At 52.0% G+C, this 13,486-nt stretch carries 10 protein-coding genes; 7 read left to right on the forward strand and 3 right to left on the reverse strand.

Annotated features, from left to right (window positions below; all coding sequences use genetic code 11):
• The first annotated feature begins 235 nt into the window (after window positions 1-235).
• The 4 genes from LX87_RS04340 (at window position 236) to LX87_RS04355 (ending at window position 8,089) form a co-directional block, all read left to right on the forward strand.
• Window positions 236-622: a hypothetical protein gene (locus tag LX87_RS04340; protein WP_146624424.1), complete on the forward strand. Its 387-nt coding sequence runs from the start codon at window positions 236-238 to the stop codon at window positions 620-622.
• Window positions 623-785: 163 nt separating this feature from the next.
• Window positions 786-4,100: a SusC/RagA family TonB-linked outer membrane protein gene (locus LX87_RS04345; protein WP_111626922.1), complete on the forward strand. Its 3,315-nt coding sequence runs from the start codon at window positions 786-788 to the stop codon at window positions 4,098-4,100.
• Between the two features lie 12 nt (window positions 4,101-4,112).
• On the forward strand, window positions 4,113-5,789 hold the full coding sequence (locus LX87_RS04350) for a SusD/RagB family nutrient-binding outer membrane lipoprotein (RefSeq protein WP_146624425.1): 1,677 nt from the start codon (window positions 4,113-4,115) through the stop codon (window positions 5,787-5,789).
• A gap of 152 nt (window positions 5,790-5,941) precedes the next feature.
• On the forward strand, window positions 5,942-8,089 hold the full coding sequence (locus LX87_RS04355; RefSeq protein ID WP_111626924.1) for a glycoside hydrolase family 31 protein: 2,148 nt from the start codon (window positions 5,942-5,944) through the stop codon (window positions 8,087-8,089).
• Between the two features lie 55 nt (window positions 8,090-8,144).
• Here the strand turns inward: LX87_RS04355 and LX87_RS04360 are convergent, their stop codons facing one another.
• Window positions 8,145-8,945, reverse strand: a complete 801-nt coding sequence (locus LX87_RS04360; RefSeq protein WP_111626925.1) for a hypothetical protein — start codon at window positions 8,943-8,945, stop codon at window positions 8,145-8,147.
• A gap of 316 nt (window positions 8,946-9,261) precedes the next feature.
• Window positions 9,262-9,633, reverse strand: coding sequence for a DoxX family protein (locus tag LX87_RS04365; protein ID WP_111626926.1), 372 nt, complete (start codon window positions 9,631-9,633; stop codon window positions 9,262-9,264).
• A 98-nt stretch (window positions 9,634-9,731) separates the two neighbouring features.
• Here LX87_RS04365 and LX87_RS04370 point away from each other — a divergent pair, with 98 nt between their 5' ends.
• Both LX87_RS04370 and LX87_RS04375 read left to right on the forward strand, forming a co-directional pair.
• Window positions 9,732-10,091, forward strand: a complete 360-nt coding sequence (locus LX87_RS04370; RefSeq protein ID WP_111626927.1) for a winged helix-turn-helix transcriptional regulator — start codon at window positions 9,732-9,734, stop codon at window positions 10,089-10,091.
• 178 nt (window positions 10,092-10,269) lie between these two features.
• Window positions 10,270-11,256, forward strand: a complete 987-nt coding sequence (locus LX87_RS04375) for a carbohydrate-binding family 9-like protein (RefSeq protein WP_111626928.1) — start codon at window positions 10,270-10,272, stop codon at window positions 11,254-11,256.
• A gap of 35 nt (window positions 11,257-11,291) precedes the next feature.
• Here LX87_RS04375 and LX87_RS04380 read toward each other — a convergent pair whose 3' ends face one another.
• Window positions 11,292-11,501, reverse strand: a complete 210-nt coding sequence (locus LX87_RS04380) for a hypothetical protein (protein WP_111626929.1) — start codon at window positions 11,499-11,501, stop codon at window positions 11,292-11,294.
• 109 nt (window positions 11,502-11,610) lie between these two features.
• Between LX87_RS04380 and LX87_RS04385 the strand changes: the two genes are divergently transcribed.
• Window positions 11,611-13,416 (forward strand): PQQ-dependent sugar dehydrogenase, encoded by a 1,806-nt coding sequence (locus LX87_RS04385; RefSeq protein WP_111626930.1) that lies wholly within the window; start codon window positions 11,611-11,613, stop codon window positions 13,414-13,416.
• The last annotated feature ends 70 nt before the right edge of the window (window positions 13,417-13,486 follow it).

Genomic DNA, 13,486 nt, shown 5'->3' on the forward strand with positions numbered 1-13,486 from the left:
ATGTATAAAAAACTTGGACTTGTTTATTATAATATTGTGATATAATTGAATGAAATGCATGATGTGTTCCATAATACTAAGGTGTACCGCCGATAGGGGCATGGTAAAGTGTATTATTTTAGTATGAACACGTGCGCCTGTTTCCGGGCTAAGCGTAAGACGGCATCCTGATCGCAGGCCCTGAGAATCCGAGCATACCTTCACGTAGATTTTAAGACGTATACAAGTATCAGTTATGCTTTCAACGAATGACCAACGACCGTATCGGGTAACCGGAGAAGATCAAATGGTCTGGCGGACCATCGATTATCGGGCCGTTGCCCTACGGTTCTGCGAGTCATTGATAAAAGACAAAGCGGCCGCCGAAAGGCTGGTTAATGACGTTTTTGGTGAAATTGAGGAGAGCGGTCTGGCGCTGCAACCCGACTGGAAATTTAAAACTGGCCTTTTCCTGCGTCTGCGGGATCAATGTCTGATCCATCTGCGAACCGCTGACCGAAATGAGCTGATCCGGCAGACCTGCGCAGAAACCACTCACCAGAATAAGGAGCATAAAGCCTTTGACGGGCAGTACTTTAAAAAAGAAAAGTTACAGACCGCATCCATTGTGCGGCTTTTCTAAAACCGTCAATCCTGACTGGTCAGCCTGATGTTCAGTAAATTCTGGCCTTTCCGCAAGTCACGGTGGAAAGCAAGGCCCATTGTAAGCAATCCAATTGTCAGCCTGAATTAATGTTCCGCATCAGCAGGTTGGCAATTCAGTCTAACCCTTCAATTAACCTTTTATGAAAACAAAATCTACTGGTAGATTCCTCTTCCGCTGGACTCTGCTTTTTGCCGGCCTGATCGGTGTGTGTCGAAGTCCGGTCTGGTCTCAGAGCCCCGCCCGGCAAGTCGTTACGGGCAAAGTAACATCAACCGTTGACGGTGCTCCGCTGCCGGGTGTCAACATCGTTCTGAAAGGAACGCAGGTCGGCACGACCACTAACGGCGATGGCAAGTATACGATTGATGTGAATGGTACGGCTCCCGCGCTGGTTTTCTCCTACATTGGTTTCAATACGCAGGAAATTCCCGTTGGCAGCCGCCAAACCGTCGATGTGAGCCTGACCGAAAATGTTTCGACGTTGCAGGAAGCCGTCGTGACGGCCCTGGGAATCAAGCGCGAAAAACGGTCCCTGGGCTATTCGGTGGGCAATGTCGAAAGCAAAGCCCTGACGGAAACGCCCCAGAACAACGTCCTGAACGCGCTGTCGGGCAAAGTGGCCGGGGTGCAGATTTCGCAGATGGGTGGGGGCGCGGGGTCGTCGGTGAGCATGGTCATCCGCGGTGCCAACTCCCTGAATGGCGACAACCAGCCGTTGTTTGTCATTGACGGCGTTCCGGTCGCCAACAAGCTCAATAACGGGTTCGGGGGCGCTGACATGGGGAATCCCATTTCCGATATTAACCCGAACGATATTGCCAATGTGTCCGTCCTGAAAGGCCCCAGTGCCGCAGCCCTGTATGGCTCACGGGCCGGTAACGGGGTTGTGCTGATCACGACAAAATCCGGCGCGGGAGGAAAAAGAGGCATTGGCGTGTCGCTGAACACCGCCATGGTGGCCGACGTTCCGTTGCAGTATGTGGCGGTTCAGAACAAATTCGGATCGGGTAAAACCGGTGCGCACGTTCTGGAGGAGCAGGAAAATGAAAGCTGGGGCGCTGCACTCGACAAAGGCGAACAATGGGCCTTGTGGAACAGCAATGGACAAAAAGTGCCCCTGGTTTCTTACCCCAACCGTTTCAAGGATTTTTTCCAGACCGGAATCACCAACACGAACAACATTTCGGTTAACGGTAATTACGACAAGGGAAACTTCCGGCTGTCGCTCGGGAACATGACCAATACCGGCATCATTCCGAACACGGATCTGTCGCGCCTGACGCTCGCCCTGAACACCACCTATAACCTGACCGACAAGCTGCGGGCGTCGGTGAATATGAACATCACCGAATCGGGTTCCAACAACCGGCCGATCATCGACCAAAGCCGCAATGACGTGGTTCGGAGTGTTTACGAAACCGGCTCGCAGGTAAACATCAACGATCTGCGCGACTACTGGCTTCCCGGTCAGGAGGGCATTGCGCAACGGAAATACAAGGACAAACAAAATAACCCGTTCTACCTGGTATACGAGAATCCTACCGGTTTTAAACGCGACCGGGTGGTGAGCAAGATCCAGCTCGACTACGATATCACGAAGGAGTTTTCGATTACTGGGCGGTATTCCCGCGACTCGTATACCGAGATTCAGGAAGCTAAAAAGGCCTACAACAACTTCGAGGCTCTGAATGGTGCCTATCAGGTTTCCAACAACTACAACAAGGAAACCAACCTTGACCTGATTCTGAGCTACAAGAAAAGCTTTGGCGACGCCTGGAGCCTGAACGCCCTGGCCGGATTAAACCGGCTGGAGCAATACGGACGCAGTCTGGCGACTTCGGCCACCGCGCTGGTGGTACCCGGCGTGTATAACATTTCCAATGGCGCTCCCGGAGCCGTTGCCTACAACAGCCTGCTGAACCGCAAGAAGCTGTACGGCGTGTACGGATCGGCGTCTATCGGGTTTAAGGACATGGTTTACCTTGATCTGACTGCGCGTAACGACTGGACCAGCACCCTGCCGAAAGGAAACAATTCCTATTTCTATCCGTCCGCTTCGCTCAGCGTGATCGCTTCGGAAATGATCGAAATGCCGCGTTGGGTAAACTTCGCCAAACTCCGGGCGGGCTATGCGCAGGTGGGGAATGACGTAGCGCCTTATGCCTACAGCCGTATTTACCAGACCGCCCTCGACTGGGGCGCTGCCAAAAGCATGTACATGGGTGGTACGCTCACCAACCCGAACCTGAAACCGGAAATTGCTACATCGACCGAAATCGGTGTTGACCTGAAATTTCTGAACAACCGGCTGGGACTGGATGCGACCTACTATCAGCGGGGAAACAAAAACCAGGTTCTGTCGATCGTAACGCCCATTGAATCCGGAGCCAACACCAAGCAGATCAACGCCGGACTGGTGGAAAGCAAAGGCTTTGAGCTGGCCCTGTACACGACGCCCATCAAAACGCAGGACTTTAGCTGGGACATGAACTTCACCCTGACCCGAAACCGCACGTACATCACCCGGCTGGCGGACGGCATCAAGTACTTCTCGTTTGCGTCCTACTCCGGCGCTGAAGTACGGACGTACGAAGGCGGTCAGGTGGGCGACATCTACGCGGCCCCGATCCTGAAGGTGAAAGATACCAGTTCACCGTACTACGGTTATCCGATCGTGACCAGCGGAGGGCTTTACCAGACCGACAACGATGTGAACAACCTGAAAAAGATCGGAAACTTCAACCACCAGTTTCTGATGGGCGTTCAACCCTCAATCACGTATAAAAATATAACGGTATTTGCCAATGTGGACTGGCGTCTTGGTGGGTCGTTCTACTCCAATACGATGATGTTCCTGGGCAATAATGGGCAGTTGGAAGAAACCCTGACCGGCGAAAGCTACGATCCGAACCGGAGCCTGGCCGAGCAGATCAAAGAAAATCCGGACAAATACCTGGGTAGCTGGGTGGGCGGCCGCAATGCCGAATACCACGGTTTTGCCTGGCCGGAAGGAAGTGTGGAAGCGGGAAGACGGGTGCAGGATGCCAGCCTGAACCCCGGTGTTGTCGCCACCAAAGATGCCAACGGCAATACGGTTTATACCGAAAACCTGGGCGGCCCCGGCAGCAAATGGCTGGACCCCTTCAGCGCCTACCGCTACGCCAACCGTCCGTTTGCGGAAAAGAACATGTACAGTGCCACGTACGTGAAAGTGAGAGAAGTTTCGATTACCTACCGTCTGCCCAAAGCCTTCGTAAACCGCCTGCATTTGCAGAATGCATCGGTTGGCTTCGTCGCGAACAACCTCTTCATGTGGACGGCAGCCGGTATTAAAGGACTGGATCCCGAGCGCGCTTTCCGGCCCAACGGTGCAGGCTGGTCGCAGGGCGTGGAGTATTACAACGTACTGCCTTTCACGGGTTCGTTCGGGGCTAAATTGAATGTGGACTTTTAATTGGAAGTGAAAATGAATACGATAAAAGCATTGCGAATTCCCCTGCTGGCAGTGATGTGTCTATGGCTATCGGCCTGTAAGGAGGACCTTACCGAGATCAACCAGAATCCCAACAGTCCTGAAAATGTGTCGTCCAACTACATCCTGACCTATTCGCTGGTCAATAGCGGGAAGCTGGTCTTCAATCTCGGTAGAGACGGCTCCAAGATCGCGGCTGCCATGCAGTACATGCAGGCGGGAACCAACGAAGGGGCCGCCGAGAAGAATCAGTATGCCTGGGTGCAGGATGGCTGGGGCGGCTACTACGACATCCTGCGGAACGTGCAGATCATTTATGACAACGGCGTGCGGGATGACAACAAGCTCTTCCAGGGCATCGGGCTGACCATGAAGTCCATGCTCTTCGGCTTGCTGACCGACCTGTATGGCGATATTCCGTACAGCGAGGCCCTGCAGGCCAGCACCGGGTCGTTTTTTCCAAAATACGACAAACAGGCCGATGTCTACAAAGGCATTCTCACCGACCTGAAACAGGCCGACCAACTGCTTCAGAACCTGACCGCCAGGGACGTGGTAAGTGCCACTTCCGACGTGATGTACAAGGGCGATGCGGCCAAATGGCGGAAGTTTGCCAATTCGCTGCGGCTGCGGTATGCCCTTCGACTGGCGGATAAAAAGGCGGAGATGGCGGCATTGGGGATCAATCTGGAAACCGAGTTCAAGGAAGCGGCTGCCAGCGCATTTACCAGCAAGGCCGATGATGCCACCATTGCATTTCTGGGGACCAACTCCGACAACGCCCAGCCCGGTGGTCCGCTGGCGACGGCTACGCCCAACCGGCTGACCAAACCCGCCAAACCGCTCGTTGACAAGTTGCTTCAATTGAACGATCCCCGGTTGCAGCGCTGGGCCAATCCGGTACTGAGGAAATGGGATGCCAACGTGAAAACAGAAACCACGAAGTCGGTCACAAACCTGTTCGGGGAAACCTATTCCGTGGTGTATGTTCCGAGCGTAGCTACAACTGCCGATACCAACCTTTACGTGGGCTTACCGGTCGGCCTTCCCATCACACAGGGCATCGTCTACAACAAGGGAAATGACGTAGCGGTTTATCCCAATGAGCGGAATCCCTACATTTCCTTAACTCATGACCGGTATCGGAACAATAACGATCCCTATGTAGCGATGAATTTCATGAATTACCCGGAGGTGGAGTTTATCCTGGCGGAGGCCGCCTTGCTGGGCGGATTCGGCGCCACGGATGCGGAAGATCACTACAAAAAAGCCGTCCAGGCGTCGATGGACAAAGAAGGGGCGTTGGCAGCCACCGGCTTTAAATTTGATACGTACTATGCGCAACCCGGGGTAAACTACGCGAGCGCGGCCAACAAGCAGGAACGGATTTTAGAGCAAAAATGGATTTCGTCCTGGTTTAGTATCCAGTCCTGGTTCGACTGGCGACGGACGGGTTATCCCGCGCTCAAAACCGGCCCGGTGGCGCAGTTTGGCGCGGCCCTGCCGATCCGTTATATGTATCCCACGCCCAACCTGGACCCCAAATACATCGCGAATTATAATGAGGCTGTAGAAAGGCTGGGCAATACCAACTTTATTCCATCCGGCCAGAGCAAGGATCACCACTACGCCAAAATGTGGCTTGTACAGGGAACCTCAAAACCCTGGTGAAAACCTGTAATCGTTGAAGAAGGCCATTGAGAAACAACGCTCAATGGCTTTTTTCTTTTCAAAAATTTTGTGCCTGGAACGTGTAGTGAGTAGAATTGGCCGTAAGCCCATTTTTCAACTCAGTACGTTGTTGGTCAACACGCTTCTCGTCTATGATTACTGCTCAAAAACTAGCCCAAACCATTTTCTTTTTATGGATCGGGAGCCTGTCGGCCTTCGCCCAAACCGCCTGGACCGAAACCGCGCCCGGCGTCTGGAAGCTTTCGGTTGGGAAACCGGAAGCGTATAATCTACTGACGGCAGCGGGTGTACAACCCAATACCGTTGCACTAGCCGCTCTGCCCAAAACCGATTTTCCGCTACCAAAAGAAGACATTTCGGTGAAAGTAGTAGACGGGAAAACCTACCTGCGTTTTCCGCTCGAACGCGGGGAGCAGTTGTACGGTTTCGGCCTGAATTTCCAGACGGTTCACCAGCGCGGCCGGATTCTGAACCTGCACATGGATCATTACGGAAACCGCGATAATGGGCGAACCCATTCGCCTACACCGTTTTATGTGTCGTCCAACGGATACGGTGTTTTCGTTAATTCGGCCCGCTACCTGACGGTGTATGCCGGATCGGCGGCCCGGCTGGACAGTAAAAATGCACCAAAGGTGCAGGACCGGAATACCGATAAAGACTGGTCGGCGAATCCGTATTCCGACGCGGTTGAGGTACTGGTTCCGGCGGAGGGCGTTGAGATTTACGTCTTTGGCGGTCCCAAACCGATGGAGGCCGTTCGGCGGTTTAATCTGTTCAACGGCGGAGGGTGTTTGCCGCCCCGCTGGGGACTCGGTTTTACGCAGCGTGTCCACCGGTTGTATACCGCCGACAGTGTGCGGAAAGAGGCCGCCGAATTTGAAGCCCGAAAGTATCCGCTGGATTTCATTGGGCTGGAACCGGGTTGGCAGAGTAAATCGTACCCCTGCACGTTTGAGTGGGACAAAACCCGCTTTCCTGATCCGGCCGGTTTTGTGAAGGAAATGCTCAGCAAAAACGTACGAATCAACCTCTGGACCAACCCCTACGTCTCGCCCGATGCGTCGATTTTTCCGCAGATCAAACCGTTCAGCGGTTCACACACGGTTTGGGTCGGGGCCGTACCCGACCTGACGATTCCGCAGGCGCAGAAAATTTACTGGCAGCAGTTCGACAAAGATCACGTCGGTATTGGCGTCAGCGGGTATAAAATCGACGAGGTAGACGGCAACGATTCGTGGTTGTGGCCGGATGTTGCTACGTTTCCGTCGGGTATCAGCGCCGAGCAGATGCGGCAGACCTACGGTTTGCTGGTGCAGAAGCAAAGCACGGACTTGTACCGTAACCGGAATAGCCGGACCTACGGTTTGGTGCGGGCGTCAAACGCGGGCGGCTCGTCGTTTCCGTACGTGATTTACAACGACAATTACAGCCACCAGGATTTTATTACGGGGGTGATCAACAGCGGTTTTGCCGGGGTGTTGTGGACGCCGGAAGTGCGGGCATCCAAGACGGGCGAAGAATGGCTGCGCCGGTTTCAGTCGGTTTGTTTTTCACCGATGGCGATGATCAACGCCTGGGCGGACGGTACCAAACCGTGGTCGTTCCCGGATGTGGCCGAACAGGTGAAAGCCGTGGCGCAACTGCGGATGCAGATGATGCCGTACTGGTATACGGAATTTGCCAAATACCATTTTGAAGGGACGCCACCGTTCCGGGCGCTGAATCTGGAAGACGGTTTTATCGAGAATGTGGAGAAGCAAACCACCGTGGCAGATCTGGGTGAAAACCCGTACCAGCAGGCCGTTACCAAAGAAATTAAGGATCAGTACATGGCGGGGGAGTACCTGCTGGTCGCGCCGATGTTTACCGGTCAGTCGTCGCGGAAGGTGATTTTACCGAAGGGAAAGTGGTATGATTTCTACACGGGTAAGTATGCGGGTAACGGCGAGGTGATTACCATCACACCGGGGCTGGACAGGATTCCGGTTTTTGTGAAAGATGGTGGCATTGTGCCGATGACACCGCCGAGGCTCCACGCGCCGAAAGCCGGGGAGAAGGTTGATCTGGAAATCCGGCATTACGGCGAAAAACCAGCGCAATACCGTCTTTACGACGACGATGGCGAAACCTATAACTACGAAAAAGGTCAGTTTAGCTGGCGGCTGATTCAGGTCGAACGGCAGAAAAACGGGGCGTTGAAAGGCCGGATGTCGGCGGCTGAGAAGGGCAAACCGGATACGGTCGGGAAAGTGACGTGGCGGTTTATGACGAATTAAAATTTAAAAGCATACCTGTAACCAACCTTCACAGGTATGCTTTTAGCAGAGGCTATTACTGACAAGTAATAGTATAGCTAGTAATAGTGTACTGAATAGCGGGTTGCTCTACTAAGTAGGGACTGTAAGTCTTTTTTAAACCTACACGATATTTGACCTGTCCGTTTTGATTGTAAAAATATTTGTAGTCCGTTATTGAGTAAAAGCGTTCTCCTTTGGAATCAACAGCATTATATTTTTCCCTAATGAGCATGTTGCGACTCGTTTTACCATAAAATGGCTCAGGATTAGGAATCTTATTCGGCTGTGTTAGGTCATATTCATACTCTGTGGTTGTGAACCATCTGACCTCCGTCCTTTCAGTCTTAGTTATATTGCCGTCTGTAATAGTGGTATATAACTTCCAGGTTCCTTCATTAAAATAAGTCCGAAAGCCTTCTGAATCAAAAACATTTGCAGCGTTTGCAAATAAACCTCGTGAATCTAATCCTAGTATAGCTGTAGTTGACACTGCATAAGGACGATCCGGATCTGGTACACTAGTCCATTTTATATCCTTCGTCAGATATTCATAATAGGTCCTCCACTTATCCAGAACGTTATATTTTTCGATAATCCGTCCCTGCTCGTCGTATTTATATGAAGTATATGAAGAGGTTTTCACTGGAATTTTTTGCCCATCTACCTCAATTATATCTTCGGGGTTAGATCCATCCATAACTTGATACAGTTCGGCAACTTGATACAGTAAACAGGTTGCACTTGTGGGTGGTAACTGATGATCCTGTAGCGTACAGGAACCAAACAAAAGGAGAAAGCTTGCAACCAGCAGGCAGGATTGGGTAAAGAGCTTCATAGAAGTATTGATCGGGCGTTTGTGTCAGTGGAGTCGGGAAGCGTTGAATTTTTAAATGGCCTCTATCCACTGCATGAACATAGGTTTGGTTTTTAATTAATGACACCAAATGTAAAAATAAACCGTTGGGAATTTACGCAGGAAAACTACCCACCTAATCTTAAGTGAGTAAGTGGTATGCACTTTTAAAAAACACGTATTCCCATCTCCGGCCCGACACTTTGCACTCAACTAATAAACACTGATCTGCTCGTTAACAAGCTTGATTACATTCTATTCCTGCTTTTAAAAATGCGACCGATAAGAAAAACGAGTTTCATGCCGGAAGGCTTTGGAAGCGGCTCCAGGCGACAAAGGCCGCAGCGATAAATACCACCACCAGCAGCGGCAAAACCTTGTAATCGCCTTTCTTGTAATGCACGATGGTAGCCCCCACCATGACCACGCAAAAACCCGTGGCTGCCAGGGGTGTCAGAACGGGAAGGATACCCAGCCAAAGGGGCAAAATGATGCCGATGCTGCCGAGAACTTCTATCACGCCAAGAGCCCGGATCGGGAGAATGGATTCGCCCGGGGCAAGTTGTTGTTTTTCAATCATTTCCCGTTTCGGTGTTTTGATTTTCATCAGGGCCGGAGCCATAAAAAACAGGGCCAGCGAAATCTGTAAAACCCATACAAAAATGTCCATAGCAATAGGAATTCGTTAGTGATGGTCAAAAGTATGGACCCAATGGTATACATTTGCTATCAGTTACATATAGTATACCGGTATCAAAAACTATAGCGATGGAAAATCATACCGCCGAAAGCTGCGCCAAGAGCCGATTAGCCATTCAGGATACGCTCGAAGTGCTCAATGGAAAGTGGAAGCTCCTGATTCTGATTACCCTGCAACATCGGCCGTATCGATTTAAAGAACTGGCCCGTGAGATTGGCATTACCCCCCGGATGCTTTCCAAGGAGTTGCAGGAACTGGAAGAACATCAATTGATTTCCCGAACGGTGTTGCAAACCAAACCCGTTAGTGTTCAATATGCCATCACACCCCACGGTACGACGCTGGACGAAGTGCTGGGTGCGTTGCGGAATTGGGGAATGAAACACCGTTGGAAAATCATCACGGCCCCGGAAGCGGTTAACCCGTAGCTCTCAACCGGTTGTTGCAGGAAAACGCCTGTCGCAGCCTCGCTACGGGTGAGGGTAGAACGGTATGGCGCGTCGGGAAGAGGCAAAATAGGATTGCATTCAATAGGTTACTACGCCTTGAACGGGCTATATTTGCCCTTTCTCCTCATTCCGATAAAATAACGCTTCAGGTACACGAATGAAAAAATATCGTCCGGTCGGCTTACCCTCGTTCTTTGTTCTTGCCCTTGGTTTACTATTTTTTCAAGGCTCAAGCCTTCGAACGGACTTTGGTGAAACGGGGCAACCGGCTGACGATGAGCGCAACGCCGGGAAAGTCGGAATCGGGCGGCCGGCCGCTGGTGATACGGCTCAATGGGCGTTTCCCTGCGACAGAAAGACCATCGAACGGTATACGGCTTACCGAACCACCAAACCGCCCGTGATTGACGGAAAGCTGGACGAGGAAATGTGGACAAAAATTCCGCGTTCTCCCCGGTTCGTCGATCTGGTTTCGGGCAATAAAACCATTCACGACACGCGGGCTGCCGTGTGCTGGGACAACGATAATCTGTACATAGCCTTCTGGGTGGAAGAACCCTTTATCAACGCCAAACTGACCAATCATAACGATCCGATTTATACGGACAACGACGTGGAGGTATTTGTCGCTGGAAAGGATACCTATTACGAATTTGAAATCAATTCTTTTGGGACGCTTTACGAAGCTTTTTTTATCTGGAAAGACGCTTACGAAAAAGGCGGGTTTGACAAGAATCCCCTGTTTGCCCTTGCCAATCCGAAGGTGAAGCCGTTCAACGGGGTCGGTTTTAAAAACCATCCGCGGGGGCTACGCTACGGTTCGTGGGATTTCCGTTTCCCGGGTCTGCAAAGCGCGGTTCATATCGACGGAACCATCAACAATAACCAGGACCGCGACCGGAGATGGACGGTTGAACTGGCTTTCCCCTGGAAAGGGATGGAGTGGATTGCCAGGGCAGACAACCGGGCACTTCCGCCCCGAAACAACGACCGTTGGCGCATTGATTTCTCACGCTTCAATACCTACAAGGAAGCCGCCCCGTCCGACGATCATGGGGGCTGGGCCTGGAACTCCCACCGCGTCTGGGACTCGCACGTTCCGGAGTGCTTCCCCATCATCACTTTTTCAAATAAGACGTTGTAAGCCGCGTCGTTGCAGCTATCCCAAAGCCGATCAAGTCAGGGCGCGAACAGAACGCGGTCTACCAGACTTTTGTCGGTCGGCACGCCTTTGTTCAGAAACACGATGATGGTGGATTGCTGGGCCGGAAAATACAGCCAGCATCCGCCCTGACCGTCAGGAAACCGCCGGATAGCCGAAAAACCGCCTACCGAAAAGGCCCGTCCGGGAAGCTGCTTTTGGATATGAAGCCGGAAATGCCGCTGCAATCGTCAGCCCGTAACGCAAATCACATGGCGTTGTTGAACTGCATGACCAAAAAGGTTGATTTTGGCGAAGATTTGCCCTAATTTTCATGGTTGAAAATGAAATAACGACATGAAAATTCTTCTAATTCCCCTCAACCTAACCAACTTTCCGTATCATTTTTTAAAGATCTTTACCTCCCTTTGGCTCCTGGTTCTGATTAGTCTTTCGGTACAAACGTACGCACAAAAGGCTGGTAAGCAGGCTGCTAGTGCTAAACAGGCGGGGTCTGCCGGGGCCGCTTACTCAACCGACAAGCAGGTGGTGGCAAAAGGACAGCAATTGTTTCAGCAGAACTGCACGGCTTGCCATAACTTTCTGCAAAAAGGAATTGGACCGAATCTGGCCAGCGTAACGGCCGAAGTTCCCGCCGAATGGCTGAAAGCGTTTATCCATAACGCGCCGGAAGTGATCAAACGGGGCGACGCCCGGGCGTATGCGCTTTTTGAGGAATACAAGCAGACCATGCCGCCTTTCACGCACCTGAGCGATGGTGATGTGGAAGCGTTGATGGCTTTTATTCATTCGAAACGCAAAGTGTCGACTGCGGATGCCGGGAGCGAAAAGCTGGGCGCGCCCCTGAACGACCCCATTCCGGCCAAAATAGCGCAGTCTGGTTTGCAGCTCAAGCTAGAGGAAGTGACGACGGCTCCGGCCAGCGCGGATAAAATTCCGTTGGCGCGCATCAACAAAATGCAGGTGCTGCCCGGTAAAAAAGACCGGCTGTTTCTGGAAGATCTGCGCGGAACCCTGTACGAAATGGAGGGTAATTCGCTGCGGCCCTATATGTCGATGGCAAAAGAACGCGCGGGCTTTATCCATACACCCGGTTTGGCTACCGGTTTTGGCAGTTACGCGTTTCATCCGGATTTCTACACCAACGGTTTGCTGTATACGACCCATACCGAAAAGGCCAATGCCGCACCCGCCGACTTCGGTTATGCCGATTCCATCAAGGTTACGCTGCAATGGGTACTGACCGAATGGAAGGTAACGGATCCGAACGCTGCGGAGTTTTCAGGAACCGGTCGGGAATTGTTCCGGATCAACATGGTGAGCCCGATTCACGGCGTTCAGGAAATTACATTTAACCCGCTGGCCAAACCCGGCACACCCGATTACGGTATGCTGTACATCGGCATCGGCGACGGCGGCTGTACCGAAAATGGTTATTATTTCATCTGCAAGGAGCGAAGCCGCCCCTGGGGCAAGGTGCTGCGCATTGATCCAAAAGGCCGAAACAGCAAAAATGGGAAATACGGTATTCCGGCTGATAACCCGTTTGCCCGGGATAAGTCGGCTCTGGGCGAAATTTTCTGCCAGGGTTTCCGGAATCCCAACCGCATTAGCTGGACACCGGACGGTAAAATGCTGATTTCCGATATTGGTCAGGCCCACTCGGAGGAACTGAATCTGGGTAAGGCCGGGGCCGATTACGGCTGGCCGGACCGCGAAGGTACGTTTGTTATCAACTACCGGGGACGTATGGACCGGGTGTATGCCCTGCCTGCCAACGATGCGACGTTCAAGTATACGTACCCGGTGGCGCAGTACGACCACGACGAGGGAAATGCGTTCTCGGCCGGGTTTGTCTATACCGGAACCGCCATTCCGGCCCTGACGGGCAAGTATATCTTTGGCGATGTTGTCAATGGGCGGGTCTACTACGTGGAAAGCCGTCAGTTAACGCCGGGTAAGCAGACCCCGATCCGGGAACTGGCGATTCAGGTGGCGGGTAAACCGGCTACGTTCCAGCAATTGAGCAACAGCAAGAAAACGGATTTGCGGTTTGGTACCGGGCTGAACAACGATTTCTTCTTGTATACGAAAGCCGACGGACGGATTTACAAAATAACCGATTGTGTTCCGGTTCAATAAATAGATCAAACGAACGAAACGAAAAAGCTCTCCGATAACTCGGGGAGCTTTTTCGTTTAAGGGAACGGAT

It is taken from the genome of Larkinella arboricola, assembly GCF_003259745.1.
GTDB classification, from domain to species: domain Bacteria; phylum Bacteroidota; class Bacteroidia; order Cytophagales; family Spirosomataceae; genus Larkinella; species Larkinella arboricola.